This window comes from Gordonia oleivorans (assembly GCF_040044975.1).
Classification (GTDB): domain Bacteria; phylum Actinomycetota; class Actinomycetes; order Mycobacteriales; family Mycobacteriaceae; genus Gordonia; species Gordonia oleivorans.
The window spans coordinates 24405-47823 of record NZ_JBDZDI010000008.1 but is presented as its reverse complement, the minus strand read 5'-3'; the positions used below and the strand labels follow the sequence as shown (position 1 = coordinate 47823).

General features: G+C 66.5%; 18 protein-coding genes and 1 pseudogene. 15 read left to right on the top strand and 4 right to left on the bottom strand.

The window, feature by feature from the left end:
* The first annotated feature begins 130 nt into the window (after positions 1-130).
* Together ABLE92_RS14000 and ABLE92_RS13995 are read left to right on the top strand one after the other, a co-directional pair.
* Positions 131-1192: a site-specific integrase gene (locus ABLE92_RS14000; protein WP_348805392.1), complete on the top strand. Its 1062-nt coding sequence runs from the start codon at positions 131-133 to the stop codon at positions 1190-1192.
* A gap of 563 nt (positions 1193-1755) precedes the next feature.
* The gene (locus ABLE92_RS13995) at positions 1756-2976 is read left to right on the top strand and encodes a hypothetical protein (protein WP_348805390.1); all 1221 of its coding nucleotides are present in this window, start codon (positions 1756-1758) and stop codon (positions 2974-2976) included.
* 795 nt (positions 2977-3771) lie between these two features.
* Here ABLE92_RS13995 and ABLE92_RS13990 read toward each other — a convergent pair.
* A pseudogene (locus ABLE92_RS13990) lies at positions 3772-4086 on the bottom strand (3-hydroxyacyl-CoA dehydrogenase family protein); the annotation flags it as partial.
* A gap of 253 nt (positions 4087-4339) precedes the next feature.
* Here ABLE92_RS13990 and ABLE92_RS13985 point away from each other — a divergent pair.
* On the top strand, positions 4340-5320 hold the full coding sequence (locus ABLE92_RS13985) for a DUF808 domain-containing protein (protein WP_348805389.1): 981 nt from the start codon (positions 4340-4342) through the stop codon (positions 5318-5320).
* 98 nt (positions 5321-5418) lie between these two features.
* On the opposite strand, the gene ABLE92_RS13980 is transcribed toward ABLE92_RS13985, so the two are convergent.
* Positions 5419-6123, bottom strand: a complete 705-nt coding sequence (locus ABLE92_RS13980) for a dienelactone hydrolase family protein (RefSeq protein ID WP_348805388.1) — start codon at positions 6121-6123, stop codon at positions 5419-5421.
* Positions 6124-6378: 255 nt separating this feature from the next.
* Here ABLE92_RS13980 and ABLE92_RS13975 point away from each other — a divergent pair, with 255 nt between their 5' ends.
* The 9 genes from ABLE92_RS13975 (at position 6379) to ABLE92_RS13935 (ending at position 17748) form a co-directional block, all read left to right on the top strand.
* Positions 6379-7056 carry a hypothetical protein gene (locus tag ABLE92_RS13975; RefSeq protein WP_348805387.1) on the top strand — a complete coding sequence of 226 codons (678 nt, stop codon included), beginning with the start codon at positions 6379-6381 and terminating at the stop codon, positions 7054-7056.
* Between the two features lie 174 nt (positions 7057-7230).
* On the top strand, positions 7231-8289 hold the full coding sequence (locus ABLE92_RS13970; protein WP_348805386.1) for a FecCD family ABC transporter permease: 1059 nt from the start codon (positions 7231-7233) through the stop codon (positions 8287-8289).
* Positions 8286-9389, top strand: coding sequence for a FecCD family ABC transporter permease (locus ABLE92_RS13965; protein WP_348805385.1), 1104 nt, complete (start codon positions 8286-8288; stop codon positions 9387-9389). The genes ABLE92_RS13970 and ABLE92_RS13965 overlap by 4 nt, the downstream gene beginning before the upstream one ends.
* The gene (locus tag ABLE92_RS13960; RefSeq protein ID WP_348805384.1) at positions 9386-10261 is read left to right on the top strand and encodes an ABC transporter ATP-binding protein; all 876 of its coding nucleotides are present in this window, start codon (positions 9386-9388) and stop codon (positions 10259-10261) included. Before ABLE92_RS13965 ends, ABLE92_RS13960 begins: the two co-directional genes overlap by 4 nt.
* 34 nt (positions 10262-10295) lie before the next feature.
* On the top strand, positions 10296-11288 hold the full coding sequence (locus ABLE92_RS13955; RefSeq protein WP_348805383.1) for an ABC transporter substrate-binding protein: 993 nt from the start codon (positions 10296-10298) through the stop codon (positions 11286-11288).
* A 168-nt stretch (positions 11289-11456) separates the two neighbouring features.
* Positions 11457-11981, top strand: a complete 525-nt coding sequence (locus ABLE92_RS13950; RefSeq protein ID WP_348805382.1) for a hypothetical protein — start codon at positions 11457-11459, stop codon at positions 11979-11981.
* Positions 11982-12502: 521 nt separating this feature from the next.
* A complete protein-coding gene (locus ABLE92_RS13945) occupies positions 12503-13195 on the top strand; it encodes a hypothetical protein (protein WP_348805381.1) in 693 nt (230 codons plus the stop codon).
* A 117-nt stretch (positions 13196-13312) separates the two neighbouring features.
* A complete protein-coding gene (locus tag ABLE92_RS13940) occupies positions 13313-16006 on the top strand; it encodes an ABC transporter ATP-binding protein/permease (RefSeq protein WP_348805380.1) in 2694 nt (897 codons plus the stop codon).
* Positions 16003-17748, top strand: a complete 1746-nt coding sequence (locus tag ABLE92_RS13935) for an ABC transporter ATP-binding protein (RefSeq protein WP_348805379.1) — start codon at positions 16003-16005, stop codon at positions 17746-17748. Before ABLE92_RS13940 ends, ABLE92_RS13935 begins: the two co-directional genes overlap by 4 nt.
* 269 nt (positions 17749-18017) lie before the next feature.
* On the opposite strand, the gene ABLE92_RS13930 is transcribed toward ABLE92_RS13935, so the two are convergent.
* Positions 18018-18362, bottom strand: a complete 345-nt coding sequence (locus tag ABLE92_RS13930; RefSeq protein ID WP_348805378.1) for a hypothetical protein — start codon at positions 18360-18362, stop codon at positions 18018-18020.
* Between the two features lie 13 nt (positions 18363-18375).
* Here ABLE92_RS13930 and ABLE92_RS13925 point away from each other — a divergent pair, with 13 nt between their 5' ends.
* Positions 18376-19632 (top strand): HNH endonuclease signature motif containing protein, encoded by a 1257-nt coding sequence (locus tag ABLE92_RS13925; protein WP_425476197.1) that lies wholly within the window; start codon positions 18376-18378, stop codon positions 19630-19632.
* 605 nt (positions 19633-20237) lie between these two features.
* Here the strand turns inward: ABLE92_RS13925 and ABLE92_RS13920 are convergent.
* On the bottom strand, positions 20238-20630 hold the full coding sequence (locus tag ABLE92_RS13920; RefSeq protein WP_348805377.1) for a hypothetical protein: 393 nt from the start codon (positions 20628-20630) through the stop codon (positions 20238-20240).
* Positions 20631-20672: 42 nt separating this feature from the next.
* Between ABLE92_RS13920 and ABLE92_RS13915 the strand changes: the two genes are divergently transcribed.
* Together ABLE92_RS13915 and ABLE92_RS13910 are read left to right on the top strand one after the other, a co-directional pair.
* On the top strand, positions 20673-22148 hold the full coding sequence (locus ABLE92_RS13915) for an alpha-amylase family protein (protein ID WP_348805376.1): 1476 nt from the start codon (positions 20673-20675) through the stop codon (positions 22146-22148).
* 119 nt (positions 22149-22267) lie between these two features.
* The gene (locus tag ABLE92_RS13910; RefSeq protein WP_348805375.1) at positions 22268-23380 is read left to right on the top strand and encodes a ferredoxin reductase; all 1113 of its coding nucleotides are present in this window, start codon (positions 22268-22270) and stop codon (positions 23378-23380) included.
* Positions 23381-23419: the final 39 nt, after the last annotated feature.

Genomic DNA, 23419 nt, shown 5'->3' with positions numbered 1-23419 from the left:
CCCCCACGGAGCGGCAGTAGCCGCCACCAAAAACCCTTTACTTGGAAGCTAGGAGACTTGGCATGTCTATTTCATCGTGCGCTCAGCACGAAAGCAATCCCATCCCGGTTGTGTCTCGGGGGTGGTGGTGATGGCGCGCAACGCCGGTGGGCCCATTCGGCCGCATCGCAACGACGGGGACAGCACACAGTCTCGTCGCAGTACCCGGACGGCGAGAACCGGTGAGGGCGAGGTCGTCGTGGCGGCGCTTTCCGCTGATCACCTCGATCAGGACCGGCTCCAGCGTTTGCGTGGGCTGGGGATCAAGGTCCGCCAGGCCGAGATCGGGGAGTTGGTGCGAGAGGACGCGGCACGCGCTCAAGCATCGGTCCCGTTTCGATCGGAGATCGTCGACCGCGACGCGTTCGGCTCGATTGTCCACCTGTTGGTGGCCTACTTCTACGACAATGGCCGGGTCGATCCGTTGCGCGCGCTTCGACGCAGCAATATCGACAGCTACCTGAGCACACGGGCCCGTCCGACCCGGAGAACGGTGCGATACCTGCTGTACGCGGCGGGACGCAGATTTCATCCGAATGAGTTCCCGCCGGCGTTGACTCTCGATGCGCCGCGCCAGAACCGAACGTCGCCCGCAACAAAAGAAGATATCGCAGCGTTGTATCGGGTGGCTCTCACGCTCGGTGAGAAGTGGGGCCCCGCACTGACCGTCCTTTTGGATCTGATGGTCGGGGCCGGAGCGCGACCCGAAGAACTCAAGCACCTGCGTCGCAGCGATGTTCGGATCGAACGGCACCACGGCCAGCGTTGGGTCATTGTCACTCTCCAAACGCCACGGACCGATCCCAGGGACGTTCCGATCATCGACGCAGAGATCGGCTACCGACTAGAGCGGTACGTCGCAGACGCACGTCATGACCATCTGCTCGCGTTCGGCAGCAATCCCACGGTGGAAAGAAACGGGATCAACCGCGTCAACGACCGTCTCGCAGAACGGGACCAACCTGAGCGCGTGAACAGCAAGGCCCTGCGGCACGCCTGGATGCGGGAGGCCGCCGGGGTATTTCCGGTGGACCAGTTCTGCTATTTGGCGGGTATCAGGAGTCTCAGCCACGTGGACGAACTGGACCTTGTCACGGACAGCACCGGCGCCGTCGACGAGATCACCTCCTACCTCGCGGACGGTGTCGAGTGAGCGTGCACCCGAGCATCAACCATCCCGAGGTCCATACCGGGGAGCGAATCTTCCTGCTGGCGGTGGGCATCGTCGAACGATCCGGAGTTACCGCCATGATCGAGCAGTGGCGACTCGAACGGATCGCAGCACCGCGAGGAGCGTTCCGGGGAGCACTGCCGTACACGGTCACATCGCTGCTCGTTGCACTGGCGTGCGTCCTGCTCAGGGGAGGTGCACCGACGATCCGCACGACGTTTCGGACGCTGCTGGATTTCGATACAGCGCAACTCGCTCAAGTCGGCATCGACGAGGCGGATCTGGTGGCGATCAGATCCGACGCCGACCGCGCGTTGAAGAGCTTCCGCAACTGGGTCGATCGCACCCTGGCCTGCCTGGACTCCGCACCCGACCAACCCGCCGAACGAATCCCTGTGGCAGAACATAAGGCGATCATTCGAACCCGCACACCCGAACAGGTCAGCCTCTACAGCACCGCGGCGCAACGACTATCGACCGTCGTCAACCGCATCCTCGCCGGCTCAATCCCCGCCGAGTACCAACAAGGTGGACGTGGTGACGTCGTGGTCGACGAGACGATCATCGACACCGCGGATGGCACCTACGAGCTTGGCGTCACCGACGACCGGAACCGGTCGGCCATCTACTTCGGTGGCTACTACCGCAGGGACTACCGCAATCGCGTCGACGCCGAGGGAGATCCCCTGACGAAGAAACGGGCGTGGGGAATCGGTGTCACTGCGGTCAGCAGCGTTGGACCTCCAGATGCCTTGCACAACCGGCCGATCCTGTTCACCGGCATAGCTATTCACCCACCGACATCGGGTTCGCTCGAAGGGCTCGACGAAGCCATCGAGCATCATCAGCGCAATGGGTTCGACAGTCGGCTCACAAGCCGCACCGCCCGATGGCCGCTGATCACCTTCGACATGGGGTATTTGAAGGACGGCCTTGACCGTTGGCAGTTCGACCGCAACTATGCTGCGGTCTACCGTTACCCCGACCACTGGCGGCGCGACTTCGAGAGCGTTCCGACGCAGCCCGGTGGCGTCAAGCCTGGCCCCGTGCAATTGTCGGGCGCTTTCTACTGCCCGACAGCTGCAGAGATCTCCATGGGTAAGGACTATGTCAAGCCCCTACGCGACGTGCTCAATAAGAACGAATGGGAAGCTCGAGAACGCCGACTTCGTCAACTCCTGCCACGGCTGATGGGCGTCGACAGGCGACTCATCGAGCGCAACACTCGACCAGGACGCCCCGCTGAAGGCGCCCAGCCCGACAAGGCGCTCAAGATGGTGCTGAGCTGCCCGGCCAGCCTCGGCAACGTCCGCTGTTCCCGCTGGCACAACCCGGACACCGAGGACCGGCTCGATCTACCCTACATCGGACCCGAGCCCGACATGCCGCTGTATCCGTGCTGCACACAACGCAGCGTCACGATCACGCTGACCGACGACCAACGCAAACGACAACAGCTCAGTCAGTGGGCACCCGGATCCAACGACCACGCGATCTACCACGAGGCCGCACGTGCGCTCACCGAGCAGAGGTTCAACTTGATCAAATCGCGGACAGTCGCCGGCCTTGTTCATCTCAAGTACGGGCCGCGGCGCGAACCGCTGGTCAAGCTCATCATCGCGATGGCCTTCGCCGTCGTGAACGTCCGCGAGATCGAGCGGTTCGAGGCATCGAACCGTGACCGTCCTGAATCAATCGCCGCGAAATGGCGCCGGCTCGAAGCGGACCTCGGACAGGCGCCGATCCGAATGCCCAACCGCACATGACCCCCTAACTCAACAACGGCAAACCTGACGAGGGCGGCCCCGAAGCCGGGGCCGCCCTCGTCGCGCTTCGGCTCGGAAACCAATCGAAGATTAACCGCCCATCCAGACGCCGGAACTCTGTGAGCGGCTCTGCGCCGGGCAAACCGCAGTACAGATTCCATGACCCCACCCCGGGCTATCTCCGCGACGACCAATCCAGGGCCCGCGGCCAGCACGCAAGGATCGGCTGGCCAACGGCCGAAAACTCGTCGGAGATTCGGCATAAACTAATCGGATATCAGCCCACGAAACACTACGACTGCAGGCATGATGAACTGGTCACCACGAGCGGTTCAGCTCACACACAACGCGGTCGGTTCTCACCGACGCGGTGGCTCTATCTTCACGCTTGCTTTGCAGTGACCGCGTGTATGCGGGAGCGCCGCGTCGACGAGAACCTCCCGCGTCAACGCTCGACGAGATCGACGCTTCTGCCGCTTCGCGCGGGTCCCGTTCGCTCACGCGGCGCCTGCCCACCCGCGCGGTCATTGCAAAGCAAGCGCGAGCACGGCAGCACCGCGTCGACGAGAACCACCCGCGCCGCCACGAAGTCCCGGGCCAACGACGCGAATCGCCGGATCAACCCACGACGATTGAGGCTGTGCGTCCACAGCTCGCGCGCAGAGGGCAAAGTGCGGAGTGCAGAGGGCAGAGTGCAGGCCACCCCGAAGGCGAACCGGTACGCCACTATCGCAGACCTCCCGTGCGCCGTCACGGAGGCCCGTTCGCGAACCGAGGTCAGCCGCCGTCGGGCGGTCAGGAGTGATCGTAGAACCCGCGGCCGGTCTTCTTGCCCAGCCGCCCGGCGCTGACCATGCGCTTCAGCAGCGGCGGCGGCGCGAGGTGCGGTTCGCGGAACTCCTGGTACAGCGATTCGGCGGTATCGAGGACGATGTCGAGTCCGACGGTGTCGCAGAGGGTGAACGGCCCCATCGGGTACGCGCAGCCGTTGATCATGCCGGAGTCGATGTCTTCCATTGTCGCGTAACCGCTATCGAGCATGCGGATGGCATTGACAAGGTAGGGCACCAGAAGGGCGTTGACGACGAAGCCACCGCGGTCGCCGGCCTTTGCGTGGGTCTGCGGCGTGCACGCCACCCAGTTCCGCTCGCGGCGGTGCGCAGAACCTCGGCGTGGCAGTCGACGTCGGTGAACTCGGAGAAGGCCCGGCGATGGACGTGCCGGTGTATGCCGCTTCGTGCGGCCGCGGATCAGCGCCATGCGCCGACGGTAGACAGCGAGAGCGCAGCTGCGTTGGACCCGCGCGTGAAGCCGGTACGCCATACTGTGTGTCCGACGTGTATTTCGTTCTGTGGAGGTTCCCATGGCCGGCGGCCTCGTTGCTCTGCTCGACGACATCGCAACCCTGACGAAAGCGGCCGCGGCGTCGATCGACGACGTCAGCGCTGCTGCAGGTAGGGCCAGTGTCAAGGCGGCCGGCGTGGTCGTCGACGACACCGCCGTGACGCCACGGTATGTGGATGGTTTCACCCCGGACCGTGAGCTGCCGATCGTCCGGAAGATCGCCATCGGGTCGATCCGCAACAAGCTGCTGATCATTCTGCCGGTGGCGATGATCCTCAGTCAGTTCCTGCCCGCGGCGCTGCCGTATCTGCTGATCGCCGGTGGCCTGTTCCTGTGTTATGAAGGTGCCGAGAAGGTGTACGAGGCACTCGGCGGTGGGCACGGCCACGACGATCCCGACGCCGCCGAGCCGGCCGCGGAGAAGGGTCCGGAGTTCGAGAAGTCGATGGTCAACGGTGCGATTCGCACGGACCTCATCTTGTCGGCGGAGATCATGGTGATCTCGCTGTCGTCGGTCGAATCAGAACCGTTCCTGACGCGGCTGGTGGTGCTCATCATCGTGGCCATCCTCATCACGATCCTCGTGTACGGAGTGGTCGCAGTGATCGTCAAGATGGACGACGTCGGGCTGTCGCTGGCGCAGCGTGAATCCTCGGTGAGTCAGCGCATCGGACGAGGTCTGGTCAAGGCGATGCCGAAGATCATGTCCACGCTCACCGTCGTCGGCATCGCCGCCATGCTGTGGGTCGGCGGTCACATTCTGATCGTCAACGTCGGTGAGGCCGGATTCCACTGGCCGGCCGACCGTCTACACGACATCGAGCATTGGTTCGAAGAACTCGCCCACGGATTCGGCGGCGTGCTGAGTTGGACGGCGGGGACGGTCGTCTCGGCGCTCGTCGGATTGGTGGTCGGTGCCGTCATCGTGGCGATCATGCACCTCGTTCCACGGCGCCGGCGCCGCCAGGCCAAAGACGTGGTCACCGATCCATCGGCGTGATCGACGTTCGGCCCCGCCGACCGTGGGGTCGTCCATCCCGCGGCTCCGTGTCGCAGCCATGCGGCTGACGTCCGCGACGAGACAACTCACAGCAGGAGTCAGCTTTCGGCGCCGCCCAGATGCTCACCGAAGAACGCGAACACGCGCTCGTACGCATCGGCGGTGGCCTGGGCGTCGTAACCGAATCCGACGATCCGGGCGATCGGCTGCCCGGGCATCTGATTGGCGAAGCTGTGCCCAACGCCCTTGTACACCTTGACGTCGTTGGGAATCCCCCTGCGGTCCAACGCTTTCGCGAGGCGCTTGCCGTTGCCGATGTTGAGCGGATCGCGGCTGCCGAAGCTCGCGACGATCGGGCACGCCCCCTCCACCAGCGTGTCGTAACGCGGAAGGATCGACGGATAGAACGGCGCCGACGCCCCAAAACCCCTCGGTGACACCAGAAGTGCGAATCCACCGCCCATGCAGAAGCCGGCGACGCCGATCTGTCCGGTGCAGTCGTCGGTCATGCCGGCGAGATGATCACGGGCGGCAAGGATGTCGTCGACGGACCGGCCGTTGCCGGCGATCAGATCCCGCATCACCGACCGTATGCACCGCGCGCGTCCGCCCCGCGAATACATATCCGGCGCGATGGCCAGATAGCCGGCATCGGCGAAACGCCGGGCGGTGTCGCGCAGGTCGTCGGTGACACCGAGGGCGTCGTGCACGATCACCACGCCGGGCCACGGACCGGGCGTCGACGGTGTCGCCAGCACCGCGTCGATGCTGCCGTTCGGCGTGGTCACCTGTGTGTCGGGCATGCCTTCTCCCACTCCGCCGAGGACTTGGTCAGTGCTCGCCGATCGTAATCGACATGGATGCACGGTCGGCGTGCTTTGCGGGACCGCCGGCGCCGCGATGCGACACACTCTTCATCGGAGCGCCTGGCGCGTGCCTCCCTGCGACATCAGTGCATCCCTGTCCACCAACCCATCCCGCGCATCGGGCAATCGCCGTGGTCGTTCGACCGCAGTAGCCGAACATCGTGCCGCCGGATTCGCTGATAGCTTCCCCGCATGGCCGCCCTTCACATCGACCAACCCACACCCGAGTCCCTGCGTCAACGGTGCCAAAGCCTGGCCATGCTGGACGCCGTGCTGGGCGCGAGCGCTGGGACCTCACGTTTCAGTGGACCAATCGACTACCTCGAACGATGGCGCCCGGGTGCCGCGCTCGTTCGCTGGGATGCGCAGATGGGTGCGGAATTCTCGATCGTCTTCGACGACACCGGTGTCTTCGTCCGGGGATTCGACCGCGACTCGTCCCACAATCCGTTCTGGGAGGGCAGGGAGAACGAGAGCATCGTTCCCGCAGTCCTCGAGGCCCTTCCCGCGCAGTTCGCCGGCTACCTCACCGATCCGGACGTTGATTCCTCACAGCGGTACGTGCCCGCAGAACAGCGAGTCCCGAACGTCACGGTCTGCAGCTGGTGGCTCGCCGGCACCCGTCGCTGGCAAGGCCTCGGAGATGAGTACCTCGACAGCTGGGACGACCCGTTCCGCGATGTCACCGACGACGACGAGGAAGTGGTCCAGGACTACCTCGACGTCCACTCGGCCGAGGTGGATCCGGACGTCGCGCTGCAGATCCTGAACCGAAAGCCGCTGACGTCGAGTCTCATTCGAGAGGTCAACCCCGATGCCGACATCGACGCGGTCTTCGCGGCGTGCATCGTCATCGGGTATCCGAGCTGAGATCGGATGGTCGTGGTGTCCCACGTGTTCCACGAGGCCACGGCGATATCGGTCACCACACGAGACAACACCACGCACCGCGGCCGCTTCAATCACCCCGAGATTTAGGAGTGCCTCACCTATAGTCTGACTTGACAGATATCGATAAGTCGGCGGAACCACCAGGTGGTGCACGTGAGCGTCGACACCGCGGAACCTGCGGCGCGGCCATCCGCGCCCTCATCCCCGGGCGCCCGGCTGGGATCGCTGTCGCATGCGGCGATCCTGCTCATCCTGATCGGCGTCGCGGTCGGCCTCACGTTCGTCGGCTTCTTCGTCGGATCCGGTGACTACACGATCGCCGACGCCTGGCACGCCCTGTTCAACACCGGCGACCCGACGACACTCGAGGTCATCCGCAACAACCGGGTGCCGCGGACCCTGCTCGCCCTGCTCGTCGGCATCGCCCTCGGCGCGGCCGGCACCATCATGCAGGGCCTGACCCGCAATCCGCTTGCCGATCCGGGCATCCTCGGCGTCAACGCCGGCGCCTACTTCGCGATGGTCGTCGCCACCGTCACGTTCGGGATCACCGGCACCACCGGCTACATGGTGGCGGGTGTGATCGGCGCCTTCCTGGCCGCCACGCTGGTGTACTTCGTCGGTTCCCGCGGCATGTCGGGCACCAGCCCGGAGAAACTCGTCCTCACCGGTGTCGCCGCCGGTTCCATCTTCAGCGGTATCGGCTTCGGGCTCACCATGATCCACCCGAAGTCCTTCGACACCATCCGCTCCTGGCAGGTCGGCACCCTCGACGGCCGCGGCTGGCCGGAGGTGTCGGCGGTCTGGATTCTGATCCTCGCCGCCGCGGTGCTGTCGATGATCCTGATCCCGTACCTCAACGGACTGGCGCTCGGCGACGATCGTGCCCAGGCCCTCGGTATCCCGGTGCGCCGGGTCCGCCTGGCCGGCTTCGTCCTGCTGACCGTGCTGTGCGGCACCGCCACCGCAGCCCTGGGCCCGATCACCTTCGTGGGCCTGATGGTCCCGCATGTCGTGCGCATCCTCTTCGGCCCGGACAACCGGTGGCTGTTGCCGGTCAGCATGGTGGTCGGCCCCATCGTGATGGTCGGTTCCGACCTCGTCGCCCGCGTCGCCACCGCCAGTGAGCTGCCCGTCGGCATGGTCACCGCCTTCATCGGTGCACCCGTCCTGATCGCGCTGGTCCGCAGGAAAGGAGGCACCGGCGAATGACGATCAAGGAGCCCGCACCCGAAACAGGGACGCCATCAACCGAATCCGCGCGATGGCCGCGACGCGTCCGGTTCATCCGAATCGCCGGGCTGAGCCTCAAGGTCGACATGGCGGCCCTGGCCATCTCCGTCTTCTTCGTCCTCGCGGCCCTGGTGGTCGCGGTGTTCTCGATGGGTGTCAGCACCACCGACAGCCCGAGCCTCGGTTTCGTCCAGACGCTGAAAGTGCTTGCCGGACAAGTCTCCGGCGCGCCCGCCGACCTCGTGGCCGCGGCCCTGCCCACCGTGGTCATCGCCATGGTCGGTGGCGCCGCACTCGCCCTGTCCGGGGCCATCTTCCAGACCATCACCCGAAACCCGTTGGGCAGCCCCGACATCATCGGCTTCACCACCGGCGCCTACACCGGCGCGCTCATCGCGATGCTGGTGATGAACCTCGACTACACCGGCGCCACCCTCGGCGCCCTCATCGGCGCGTTGATCACCGCCGCCGCCGTCTACTTCCTCGGCATGCGCGGCGGCACCAGCGGATACCGCTTCGTCGTCGTCGGCATCGGTATCAACGCGATGCTGGTCGCGTTCAACGGCTACCTCATCGCGACGGCCAACGTGCAGAACGCGGCGTCCGCGGCCGCCTGGGGGATGGGCAACCTGCACGACATCCGCATGTCCGACACCCTGCCCGTCATCATCAGCCTGATCATCCTCGTGCCGGTCCTCATCGTGGTGGCCCCGCACATGCGGATGTTCGAACTCGGCGCCGACTCCGCCCAGTCCAAGGGCGTCGACGTCGACCGCACCCAGGTGATCCTGCTGGTCCTCGGCGTCGGATTCGCCGCCGTCATCACCGCCATCGCCGGCCCCATCGCGTTCGTCGCGCTGGTGGCCCCCCAACTCGCGGCCCGCATCTCACCCAGTCCCGGCATCCCGCTGGTGACCTCGGCGGCGGTCGGTGCGGCGCTGCTGGTCAGCTGCGACGCCATCGCCCGCACCATCCTCGCGCCCACCGTGCAACTGCCCGTCGGCGTCGTCACCACCTCCCTCGGCGGGGTGTACCTGCTCGGCTTGCTCATCGCCCAGTCACGAAAGGCCCGGCCATGACCGCAGAACCGGCCGCACAACCGACCACCGCCGCGGCCACCGGGCGGCTCACCGGCGAGAACCTCGTCGTCGGCTACGGCGAGCACACCATCATCGACGGCCTCGACGTCGTCGTCCCCGACGGATCGTTCACCGTCATCGTCGGCCCCAACGCCTGCGGCAAATCCACCCTGCTGCGCGCGTTGTCCCGGCTGCTCGCCCCGATCGGCGGTGCCGTCCTCCTCGACGACAAGAACGTGAAGTCCTTCGGCGGCAAGGAGTTCGCCCGCGAGGTCGGGCTACTGCCGCAGCAGTCCATCGCGCCTGAGGGGATCACCATCATCGATCTGGTGTCGCGCGGACGGTTCCCGTACCAGACGATGTTCCGGCAGTGGACCGACGACGATCAGGCGGCCGTCGACTTCGCGCTCAAGGTCACCCGTCTCACCGACCTGTCCCAGCGGCAGGTGCAGGCCCTGTCCGGCGGTCAACGCCAACGTGTCTGGATCGCGATGGCATTGGCCCAGCAGACACCGATCCTGTTGCTCGACGAGCCGACCACCTACCTCGATCTCGCCCATCAACTCGAGGTGCTCGAACTGTGCACCACGCTCAACGGCAGTGGCACCACACTTGTCGCCGTGCTGCACGACCTGAATCAGGCCGCGCGGTATGCCACCCACATCATCGCCATGCGCAGCGGCGAGATCATCGCACAGGGACCACCGGGCGAGGTGATCACCGCGGAGATGGTGGAACGCACCTTCGGGGTGCGATCTCGCATCATCGACGACCCGGAAACCGGTACGCCGCTGGTCATTCCGCTCGGCGAGGGTGCGGTGTCCTTCGACGAGGTTCCCGGGGACACCGCGAATCTGCGTGCCAAATCCTGACATTCGTACCACCACATCGATCAGAGGAGATCACATGTTCCCATCACCACGACGGCTGCTGAGCCTGCTGGGAATCGTGCTCGCGGCACTGTTCGTCGTGACCGGTTGTGTGCAATCGGATTCGACCGAGAACCAGGTGTACTCGAATCCGTCGGAAACCCCGGACCTCGGCCTGCCGGACAATCCGCGCGTGGTGGCCCTGGGCTGGTCGGACGGCGAGATTGCGTTGAGCCTCGGTGTGAAACCGGTCGCCATCTACGACTGGATGTCCTTCGGCGAGGCCAACAAGGGTGTCGGAACCTGGGCGAGCGCCGAGTTCGGGGACTCGACGCCGACGATCATCTCCGCCGCCAGCGCCGGTGACTTCAACTATCAGCAGATCAAAGAACTCAACCCGGATCTGATCCTCAACGTCCGTGCCAAGGCCGACTCCAAGGTCACCGACAGCCTCAAGGCGATCGCCCCGGTGGTCACCGCCCCGGCCGATACCCCGGACTACGCGATCAACTGGAAGCTGCAAACCCAACTGATCGCCAACGCGCTCGGCAAGTCCAGTGAGGGCGAGCAACAGATCGCCGAGACCACCGATCTGCAGGCGCAGATCCGTTCGCAGAACCCGAACTTCGCCGGCAAGACCTTCGTCTGGGGCGCCAAGTTCGGTACCGCCTATGGTGCCTACCTGCCCGGTGACGCCCGCTTCGACACCATCGCCGAACTGGGCTTCGTCGAGTTCCCGCCGGTGAAGTCGCTGCAGGCACAAGGCTTCTTCGCCAGCGTCCCGGTGGAGAAGGTGTCCTCCCTCGATTCCCAGGTCGCGGTCTTCTCCACCATCGGCATGCCGCTGGCCGATCTGCAGAACGACAATCTGATCAACTCGTTGCCGGTGGTGCGCGACGGCCGGGCGATCGAGCTGGGGGAGACCGACCCGATCGCGCAGGCCATGTCGGCCGGCACACCGGAATCGTTGCGATTCGCGCTCAACGGATTGACACCGCAGTTGGCGGTGGCAGCGGCGAAGGTGCAGTAGGGCGCGGTGCAGTAGGGCGCGTCACCGTCCCGGTGTCGGTGGGCCACCGGGAGGGGTGTCCTTCGACGCCACACCGGGCCGGGCGATGAAGTCGGTCGCCGACGGGTCGGCTCGCCGGTGCGTCGGGGTCGCACCGGTCGGCGGGCCCGCGGGAGAACGTTCACTGCGATGCGTCGTCCAGCCACTGGTCTGCGGTGGGCGCGCGGATATGCGGGAGGCGGCATGGTGGTGGCCGACGGCCCGACCGCGGGTGTCGGTATCGGCGGCAGCGGAGCCGGGGCCGGGGGAGCGGGTGTCGGCGTGGGGGCGGGCACCGGCGGACCGGCAGCCGGGGAACTGGGCGCCGACGAGATGGGCGCCGGCGAAATGGGGGTCGGCGAGACGGGTGCCGGTGAACCGGGCGTACGCGACCGATCGACGAGCATCTGCGCCAGGATCATCTGGGCCATCGCCTCGACCTGCGGTCGTTCGACGGACGCCGCGGGTGCGGCAGAACTCTGGCCGCCGAAACTGCGAATCCGCAACCCCACCGATCCCGCGGTGACGATCATGATCACGCCCGCGATCCCGAAGAGGAGAAACATCACGACGCCGATCCCGTGCCCGACGCCGGCGATTCCGGGGAGGATCAGCATCAGCAATCCCAGGAGGATCGAGCAGGTTCCCCAGAACAGTCCCCGCGACGACGTGTGATTGCCGGCCGAGATATCGGAAATAGTGTGCAGCGGAACCGAATTCGCGTACCCGCCATGCGGTATCACCGCGAACAGGGTGTGCGGTTCGGACATGTACACCCGCTGATCGGTCAGGATCACCGTCACCTTGAGGTGCCGGAGGACCAGGCGAGGGGTGAACTCGGCATGGTGGATGACGCGTTCGCCGGGCAGTGGGGTGAAGATGGGAACCGACACGGGGCCTCCAGAAGTGCGATCGATGGAGATGTACTCCGGTGGCAGGGAGCGCCCGAAGAAGTATCACCCACGGATCGGTCGTCCGCGTGATAATTCCTTCGATCGGGGGAACGCCCGACGAGCCCTCCCGGTTTCCGTGCCGGCCTCCGCGCGAGACCGCCCGATCGGGCCACACGAGTAGTCCGCTACTCACATTCGGTGCAGGTCAGACCACGTCCCACAAAGAGATGAGTGAGTGGTGCGTCGAAGCGTGACCGCCTCCTACGGTGGGTGCACCCAACCACACCGAGCCCGAGAGACATCATGAGACCACCCCAGCAGCACCAGGGATTCCCGTCGTACCCGCTTCCCGGACGCCCAGTTCCCGGACTCGCCGTCCACCCGGCTCACGCCCACGGGGCCCAGCACAGTTGGTTCCAGAGCGGTGAGCCGACGGTCGTCGTCTCCCGAGCTGCTTCCCACGGCGCGATGGCCCAGCGATTCGACGCCCCACATCCGGCCGGCCCGATCCCGGCTGCGCGCGGCCACCATCTTCCGCCGTCGGCACCCGGCCTCACCGATGCGTCGCAACCTCAGGCGCCGGCAGCGGTGTCGCGGGCCGTCGGCGTGATCGCGTGGGCGATCGTCGGCGCGGGCCTGCTGACCGCCCTCGCCGCCTTCCTGCCCTGGGTCAGCGGCCTGATCACCGTCAACGGGATCGGCACCTCCGACGTCGGCGCCACCGACGGGATCATCACCCTGGTGCTCGGTGCCCTCGCCGCCGTGCTAGGCGTGGTGAGCGCCCTGATCCGGAAGCGATCGGCGATCCACCCGATCGCCGGCATCGTCGCACTGCTCGCGGGCGCGCTCATCGTCATCGTCGCGGTCGTCGACATCGGCAGCGTCGGAGATCTCGCCGTCCTCGGCGTGCACGTCGGGATCGGACTGTGGGTGACGGCGCTCGCCGGGATCGTCATGGCGCTCGTCGGGATCGGTGCCATCGTCAAACGACGGTGATCACTGCCAAACGACGGTGATCCTTCCCGCACCGAACCCTCGGCATCACGCCCCCACTTTGTTAGCGTGGCCTAAGTCGCTTCGGCGACGGACCACTGCAACGAAGATGGGGGCGTCATGTCACGTGGGTTCGGCGGAGCGGTCATGCGCGCGTTCGGTGCGCGCGACCATCTCGTCACGGTGACCGGAACCGAACAACGAACCTCGCACTGCATCCGGGTCCGATTCACCTCCGACACCCTCTTCGACGAGGCGCTCGCCGGCCCGACGTCGTGGGTCCGCGGCTGGTTCCCCGACGGCGAGGGTCGCGAGCACCAGCGCGGCTACACCTTCTCCGAGGCCGACGCCGACGCCGGGACCTTCGCCATCGACTTCGTCCTGCACGAACCGTCCGGTCCGGCGGCGCAATGGGCCCGTCAGGCCGAGCCCGGGCTGACGTTGTCGGTGACGTACATGAGTTCCACCCCGTTCGAGGTGCCCGAGGAGAACCGCCCCGCCGGCTACCTGCTCATCGGCGATTCCGCCTCCGTCCCGGCGATCAACTCGATCATCGCCGCCGTCCCCGACGACATCCCCATCGAGGCCTACCTCGAACAGCACGACCCGGCCGACCGTGACCTCGCCATCGTCACCCATCCGCGGCTGCGTCTGCGGTGGGTCGGTCGCGCGGACGCCTCCTCACTCGCCATGGCGCTGGAGAATCGTGACTGGTCCAACTGGTACGCCTGGGCCGGCCCGGAATCGGCCTCGCTGAAGGAGATCCGAAAGCGGCTCAAGGAGTTCGGCTTTCCCCGATCCGAGATCCACGCGCAGGCCTACTGGGCCCGCGGCAAGGCGATGGGCACCGACCGCAGTCCGGAACAACAGGGTCCGGAACAACAGGGTCCGGAACAACAGGGTCCGGAACAACAGGGTCCGGAACAACACGGCCCCGACACCAACGCTGACTCCGCCGGCGGCGACGTCGTCGTCGTGACGCCGGTGGTCGCAGCGGATGGTGCGCCGGAGGCGGCCGAGCCCGTCGTCGAGCACCCTGCACCCGAACCCGTGGCCGCGCAACCGGCGGCGCAGCAGGGTCAGTGGCGTGCGGCGGCAGCGGGCCGACTCCTCGCGCCGCTGCGGCCCACGCTGATGCTGGCCGGCGTGCTGCAACTGATCGTCACCCTCGTCCAGCTCGCGCCATACGTGCTGCTGGTCGAGCTCGCCCGGCGGTTACTGTCCGGCGCCGACACCTCACAACTGTGGTTCATCGGCCTGCTCGCGTTGAGCCTGCTGGGGGTGGGGGTGCTCCTGGAGACGGCGTTGCTGTTCTGGTTGCACACCGTCGACGCCCGGTTCAATCGTGATCTGCGACAGCGTCTTCTGACCAAACTCGCCCGAATCCCGCTGGGCTGGTTCACCTCCCGCACCGCGGGCTCCATCAAGAGCCTCGTCGCCGACAACACGCTCTCCCTGCATTACCTGGTGACCCATGCCGTCATCGACGCGGTGTCCGCGGTCGTCGCCCCGATCGCGGTGCTCGTCTACCTGTTCACCGTGGACTGGGGACTGGCCCTGATCCTGCTGATCCCGGTGCTGGGATACCTGATCACGCTGTACCGCATGGTCATCCAGTCCGCCGCCAAGATCCCGGTCTCGCAGACCTGGGTGGAACGGATGAACGGTGAGGCCTCGTCCTACCTGGAGGCGCAGCCGGTGATCCGGGTGTTCGGTGGCGTGATGGCCTCACGGTTCACAGAGCAGCTCAACGCCTACATCGAATTCCTGGAGGACTGGCAGCGTCCATTCATCAAGGCCAAGACGGTGATGGACCTCATCACCCGTCCCACCACCTTCCTGTGGCTCATCGCCGCCGTCGGAACCGGATTCGTCATCTGGGGCTGGATCACCCCGATCGATCTCATCCCGTTCCTGTTGCTGGGCACCACCTTCGGGGCGCGCCTGCTCGGCATCAGCTACGGTCTCGCCGGGCTGCGCGGCGGCATGATCGCCGCCCGCGACATCCAGAACGCACTCGACGAACCCGAACTCGCCACGCTCGAGCAGATCCCACCGCCGGCAGAGTCCGCCGCCGATCACGACGTCGTCTTCGACGGTGTCGACTTCTCCTATCGCCCGGGCATCCCGGTCCTCACCGACATCTCGCTCACCCTCGCGCCGGGCACGGTCACGGCGCTGGTCGGCCCGTCCGGATCCGGCAAGTCGACACTCGCCGCGCTGCTCGCGAGATTCCACGACATCGACGACGGCACCATCACGATCGGTGGACACGACATCCGGACGATGGACGCCGAGGAGCTGTACCGCCTGCTGGGATTCGTCTTCCAGGACACCCAGCTGGTGGCCGGCACCGTCGCCGAGAACATCGCACTCGCCGAACCCGACGCGACCCGCGAACAGATCGAACGGGCGGCGCACGCCGCGAACATCGACGACCGCATCCGCGCCATGCCCAACGGATATGACACCCTGCTCGGACCCGACGCCGCACTGTCCGGCGGTGAACGTCAACGACTCACCATCGCCCGCGCGATGCTCGCCGACCCGCCGGTCCTCATCCTCGACGAGGCCACCGCCTTCGCCGACCCCGAATCGGAGTACCTCGTGCAGCAATCACTGAGCAGGCTCGCCGTCGGACGCACCGTGCTCGTCATCGCCCACCGGCTGCACACCATCGCCGACGCCGACCGCATCGTCGTCCTCGACGGTGGTCGCATCGCCGAATCCGGCACTCACGACGAACTGATGGGATCGGCGGGCCGCTACCGAGCGCTCGTCGACGCGTCACCACAGGCAGGGGCGATCCGATGATCCGCACCGTCATCTCACTGCTTCCACCGGAGTCACGTTCGCGGGTCCGCCTTTTCACGCTGCTGACGATCGTGTCGGTGATCGTGCGTGCGGTCGGTGTGGTGATCCTGGTGCCGTTGGTGACCGCGTTGATCGACGGCCGGCACGGCGCTGCCCTGGCCTGGGTCGGGGCGTTGACGGTGGCGACGATCCTCGGGTGGGTCATCGACTGGGCCGGTTCCCGGGTGTCCTACGACCTCGGCTTCACCCTGCTCGACCGGGGGCAACGCACCGTCGCGCATCGGCTCTCCCGCACGCAGCTGACCTGGTTCAGTGCCGACCGCACCGCCGACGCCCGGCAGGCCATCGCCGCCACCGGTCCCGACCTGGTCGGTGTCGTCGTCTACATGGTGGTGCCGCTGATCGGGGTCATCCTGCTGCCGATCGTCATCGGGCTCGCACTGCTGCCGATCGCCTGGCAACTGGGTCTGGTGGCGCTGGCCGGTGTGCCGCTGCTGTTGGCGGCGCTGTGGGGCAGCGAGGCGATCAGTCGGCGCGCCGATCGGGCTGCCGACGCGGCAAATGTCGCCGTGACCGAGCGGGTCGTCGAATTCGCCCGCACCCAAACCGCTTTGCGTGCCGCCCGTCGTGCCGATCCGGCACGCGGTCTGGCCGGTGCCGCCGTCGCCGAGCAGCACGGTGCCACCCTGCGCTTGTTGCTCATGCAGATTCCCGGGCAGGTGCTGTTCAGCATCGCCGCGCAGGTGTCACTGTTCGCGTTGGCCGGAACCGCCGCGTGGCTGACCGTGAACGGAACGCTGTCGGCGGCCGAGGCGGTCGCACTGATCGTCGTCGCGGTGCGATACCTCGAACCGTTCACCGCCCTCGGCGAACTCGCCGGCGGACTGGAGACGATCCGGCTCACCCTGAACCGGATCCGCACGGTGCTCGACGCCCCGACCAACCCCGAAGGCTCCCAAAGCCATCCGACACCGAGCACCGCACCACGAATCACCCTCGAGGGGGTCGGTTTTCACTACGGCGATCCCGAGCAGCCGGTCATCGACAACCTCGACCTGGTCATCGAACCCGGATCCACGACGGCCATCGTCGGACCGTCCGGTTCCGGTAAGTCGACGATCCTCGGCCTGATCGCCGGCCTGTATCAGCCGACGTCGGGCCGGATCCTGTTCGACGACGTCGACGCCGCCGACCTCGATCACGATGCGCGGCAGGCACTGTCCAGTGTGGTCTTCCAACGTCCCTATCTGATCGAGGGAAGCATCTCGGCGAACATCAACGCCGGTGACCCAGCAGCTGATGGTGCCGCGGTCGACGCCGCGGCGCGACTCTCGCGGGTTGACGAGATCGTCGGCCGCCTACCCGACGGCGCGGAATCGGCAGTGGGGGAGGGCGGTTCGGTGCTCTCCGGCGGGGAGCGTCAACGCATCAGCATCGCCCGTGCGCTCCTCAAACCGGCGCCGGTCCTGCTCATCGACGAGGCCACGAGCGCACTCGACAACGAGAACGAACGAGCCGTCGTCGACGCGTTGTCGGCGGAGGACCGTCCCCGCACGCGGGTGATTGTCGCCCACCGACAAGCCGGAATCCGCCACGCCGACCGGGTGGTCGTCCTCGACCGGGGCCGCATCATCGAGGACGGTTCCCCCACCGAACTCCTCGCCGCCGGTGGCCTTTTCGCCCGCTTCGCCGAACACCAAGCCGCCGCGACACGCTGGAAACTCACCGACGCCACAACCTGAGCGCCGCCGACGTCGCTCCCGTTGGTCGACCAACCCGCGCTGGTCGAGCCGTCCCCACCCGCTGGCGAGCCGTCCCCACCCGCTGGTCGAGCCGCCTCGTGCGAGCTTGCGAGCCCGTGGCGTGTCCGCCGGGCCGAGCTTGTCGAGGTCGAGACCTCCGCAACGCGACAGCGAAACCAGCCAACCGCCAACCGAACACAGCTCAGCCGACAGTGACAGCATTCACCCCCAACCGATTCCGCGTCGGAGAAAGTTGTCGGTGGCCGTCGCTACACTTGACTCAGTTCAGTTGATCCGACCGAGCAGAGGAGGTGATCATTATGGCCACCAACACAATTGCCAGCTGCAAGGCGCCAGAACTGTCGATGACCCCCGACGACGCCGCCATGATCGATCACCTCCCCGCCGAAGCCGCCACCGCACTCGCCCGATCGTTGCAACGCCTTGAACGACAGGTCATCGCACGGAAAGTGTTGTCCGCGGCGCGGATCGGGCAGAGCGTCTTCCTCGACATGCTGACCTCGGGTCACGAAATCAAACTGCCACACCGACGACGGCGCCGACAAAGCCGCCACCAGCAAGATATCGACTGCCCTTGGGGTATCGGTCGCCAAGGCGAAAGCGTGGATGGCACTGAGCTCGGCGCTGTCGACGCTCCCGACGGTGACCGCAGCGTTCCTCGACGGTGACCACTCGTTGGAACGCATCCGCATCATCGCCGACGAGATCGTCGTCCTCTCCGACGACGACGTCCGCGCCTTCGCCGAAACCCGGGCGTTGGAGAGCGCCGAACGTAATCAGGCCGATACGACCCTGCGGGATCAGGTCGTCGAGATGGTGATCGCGCTCGATCCCGACGGTGCCGCGGACCGACGAGAAGAAGCCGCCGAACGTGACCAGAACGTACGGGTCAGTCGAGACACCAACGGGCACTGCAGCATCTCCGTCTACGCGCCCGGCGAAATGGGTGCACACCTGGCGGCACGGATCGCGAAGATGATCAACGCCCGCATCTGCGCTCGTGATCCGCGTCGTCGCGGTCAGCAGCGGGTCGCGGCGTTCGCCGAGATCCAAGGATTGCCCGGCGCGCATCTGTCGTGTGAGTGCGGACTCGACGATTGCCCGCGCGCGGTTCCGTTGCCGGAGGAACCTGCCGATCTCGACCCCGCCGGCGATCTGCCCGACGATGTCGATGCTGATCGCGCTGCGCAACTGGACTTCTCCGAACTCGACACCACTGGCAACGACGCCGACGAAGAGTCCGAGAGCGGCACCGACGGCGAGGCGGACTCGGACGACGATACCGATGCGCAGTTGCTTCTGGATCTGGCCATCGATCCGGTCGGGCAGCGCGAAGCCCGGTTGGCGGGCTTTGGGGTGATCGATGATTCCCATGCCGCTCACCTGATCCGCTCGGGATTGGTCAAGGTGTTCGAGTTCCCCGGGCTGGAGATCCCCCGGACCGCCGGCATCGTCACCTCGTTGGATCGGGTGCCCGCAGCGTTGCGCCGCCCCGACATCCCGTTCCCCGCGACACCGATCGACCCGACCGGACACGGCGGCTACCTCACCCCACCGAAGGGTGCACTCACCTACCGGATACCAGCCTGGTTGCGGGAGAAGATCATCGAACTCGATGGCACCTGCCGGTACCCACATTGCGGCCGGCCGGCCAGTGAATGCCAGATCGATCACGTGGTGAAGTTCGTGCACCGCGATCCGAGAACCGGTGGCTGGACCGTGGAATTCAACCTGATGCCGTTGTGCACCGCGTGCCATCAGCGAAAACATATGGGGTTGTTGATCCCCACCATGCTCACCGATCGGGCTGTCATCTGGCGTGACCCGATCACCGGGGACACCATCACGACCTATCCGCGGTAGGCGGCTTGCTGTCGGGTGGTGCTGTGCTCAATCGAGTTCCAGCGTCGTGGTGCGAAGTCTCGAGGCTCGTCGCCCAGGGGCTCCTCGCACCTCGACCGGCGGGAGTCATGTTGCGCTGCAGTCGGTTTCCAGCGTCACGTTGTGTGGTCTCGACCTCGACGAGCTCGGCCCGGCGGACACGCCACGGGCCCGCAAGCTCGCACGAGGCGGCTCGACCGGCGGGAGGGGTGCTGCTGCGCTATGGTCGGCTTCCACCGTCAAGTTGCGAGGTCTCGACGCTCGCCGTTTCGACGGAGTTCAACGCAAGGCCCCATGGGCGCCTCGCTTCTCCGGCCTTTTCGCTGGTCGAGCCGTCGCGAGCCCCCAAGGGCGAGCGGCGTGTCGAGGCCTCCGCAACGTGCGCTGCGATCGGTGTCCAGCTCCATGTTGCGAGGTCTCGAGGCTCGTCGCCCTATGGGCTCCTCGCACCTCGACCGGCGAGGAGTCACGTTGCGCTGCAATCGGTTTCCAGTGGGTTGCGTGCCTTGACCTCGCCCGGTGGATGGGGTCGCCTTGTCGGATGGGTCGCCTCGACTGGCGTGATGGGTCACCTGGACCGAGAGAGCTCACCCCCGCCGCGCGGCCCACACCCGCTCGGTCTCCCTCTTCCCGATCACCTTGACCAGTGGGATCCGGTCGATCTGGTCGACCGTCAGGACCGACTCGGGTCGCCCGATCCGGGACAGGTCCGCCGGCGACGGTTGTCGCACGTCGGCGGCGGCCTCGCAGAAGTCCCAGCCGGTGATGCTGTCGTGTACCCAGGTCCGGTCGTCCTCGGCGCGTTGATGATCCTCGGATACGAACCAATTCGCCACCAGCACCGCAGAATCCGGCAGCAGTGTCCACATCTTGATCCGGTCGATCCGCGGACGGGCATCCGGGCGGGAGATCGCCAGCCAGTGCACCGACTCGTCGTCGCGATCCAGGATCTGCCAGTACCGCCATTTGATGTCCACCACACGGCCAGCGTATTCACCTCACCATCTGGCACCCTGACTCCCATGCCCCCGCACGTGCCCATCCCCGACAACCCGGTCATCTTCGAGATCAACACCTGGCCGTGGCTGACCGGACTCGCCGCGACACTGGGCCGGCCGGTCACCCTCGCCACCGTGCCGGACAGCGTCTGGGATTCCATCGCCGCCGGGCCCGTCGACGTCGTGTGGTTCATGGGAGTGTGGCAGCGCAGTCCGGCGGGTGTTGCGATCGCCCTCGCCGACGAGCCGCTCATGCAGTCCTTTCGCGCCGCCCTTCCCGACCTCACTGACGCCGACGTGGTCGGATCTCCGTACTGCATCCGGGACTACACCGTCGACGACCACCTCGGTGGCCCTGATGGTCTCGCCGCCGCCCGCCGCGCCCTCGCCGACCGGGGCATCGCCCTGCTCCTCGACTTCGTCCCCAACCACCTCGCGACCGACCACCACTGGACCGTCGATCACCCGGAACGCTTCATCGCCGGAACCGACGCCGACATCGACGCACATCCCACCGAGTTCGTCCGCGTCGCCGCCGACGTGCTGGCCAACGGCCGCGATCCCTACTTCGCACCCTGGCGAGACGTGGTGCAGATCAACGCCTTTGACCCCGGTGCCCGGGCAGGTGCCATCGACATCCTGCACCGTGTCGCCGATCAGTGCGACGGCGTGCGCTGTGACATGGCCATGTTGATGTGCACCGACATCTTCGCGCGGACGTGGTCGGGCCGGGCGGGCGAGACCCCCGCCACCGAGTATTGGACCGAGATCATCCCCGCCATCCGTGCCGATCATCCGGAGTTCCGGTTCATTGCCGAAGCCTATTGGGGCACAGAGGGATTACTCCGCTCGCAAGGGTTCGACCAGTGCTACGACAAGGCATTCACCGACGCCCTCGAACACCACCCACGTGACATCGCCCGCATCATCGCCGACGCCTCTGACCGCGACGGCAAGGTGCACTTCATCGAGAATCACGACGAACCACGAGCGCAGGCGGTATTCGGCCAACGTCACCGGACTGCGGCGATCACCGCGCTCACCCAGCCCGGCGCGCGGCTGATCTACGACGGTCAGGCCGACGGCCGCACCATCCGCCTGCCCGTCCAGCTGCGCCGCGAACCCGACCACACCCCCGACACCGAACTCCGGGAGTTCTACCGGCGACTTCTCACGATCCTGTCCGAAACAGTGCTGTACACAGGCGATTTCACCGCGCTGCAGGTTCTGGGCTGGCCCGATGATCCCCCCGGACCGGGATTGGCCGCCTGGTCATGGAGCGGAGAAGACGCCCGCTGGCTGTTCGTGGTGAACCTCGACGACGCGCCCGGAGCGGGTCGCGTGCAGACGGCGTGGCCAGACCTCGCCGGGACCGCGGCCACACTCGTCGACCCGATCCACGAAGAGTCATTCGACCGTCCTGCCGATCCCGATCAGAACATCTTCGTCATGCTCGCCCCCTGGGCCGCCCACGTCCTGCGCGTCGACATCGAGAGCTGACCTCAGCTCCACCAGACGGGCACTGCGCGAGCACTCAGCAAGCCCCCGGAACGGAACTGTGATGCCCACCACCACGTGGGTGTACAGTCGTGCACACAAGCCACGCCGAGGGGAGCCCGATGAACCTTCTCCGCTGGAGCAAGCGGCCCGCGGCAGACGTCAGTGCCAAGAAACCGCAGGTCAACATCGTGCGGGGGCTGGTCGCGCGCGCCACCACGCCGCTACTGCCGGACGACTATCTGCACCTGATCAACCCGCTGTGGTCGGCGCGGGAACTGCGGGGACGCATCGTCGACGTCCGCAAGGAAACCGACGTCTCGGCCACCGTCACCATCAAGACGGGCTGGGGATTCCCCGCCGACTACAAGGCCGGGCAATATGTCGGCATCGGACTGGAGGTCGACGGCCGCTGGCACTGGCGCTCGTACTCGCTGACCTCGTTCGGGACCAACACCGACGACACCATCTCCATCACGGTCAAGGCCAACCCCGACGGCTTCCTCTCCACCCACCTCGTCGACGGCGTCGCACCCGGCACCGTCATCCGGCTGGCCGCACCGAAGGGCGATTTCCACCTGCCGGACCCGGTGCCCGACTCGATCCTGTTCCTCACCGCCGGCAGCGGCATCACCCCGGTGATGGGCATGCTGCGTTCGATGCGGGCCCACGCGCAAAGCCCCGACGTCGTGCACATCCACTCCGCACCCACCCGCGACGAGGTCATCTTCCTCGACGAACTCACCGATCTGCACGAGCAGGTGCCCACCTACGAACTCCAACTCCAACTCACCCGCGAGGACGGCAAGTTCTCCCTCGCCGACATCGACGCCCAGGTCCCCGACTGGCGGGAACGGACCTGCTGGGCGTGCGGACCGGTGGCCTTCCTCGACGACGTCGAATCCACCTACGAGGACGCCGGACTGCGCGAGCAACTCCACATCGAACGATTCGCCATCGCGCGCACCGACGTCGGCGGCGAAGGTGGCACCGTCACCTTCGCGAAGTCCGGAAAGACTGCCGAGATCGACGGCGCCACAACCCTTCTGGAAGCCGGCGAGAACCTGGGGATCCAGATGCCGTTCGGCTGCCGGATGGGCATCTGCCAGACCTGCGTCGTCCCGCTGGCGCAAGGGTATGCCCGCGACCTGCGCAACGGCGAGGAACGCCGCGAAGGGGAGCGCGTGCAGACCTGCGTCAGCTCCGTGTCGGGGGAGTGCACCCTCGACCTGTAGACCTCACCCGAGGGTGACGGTCCAGCCCACGGCCGTCGC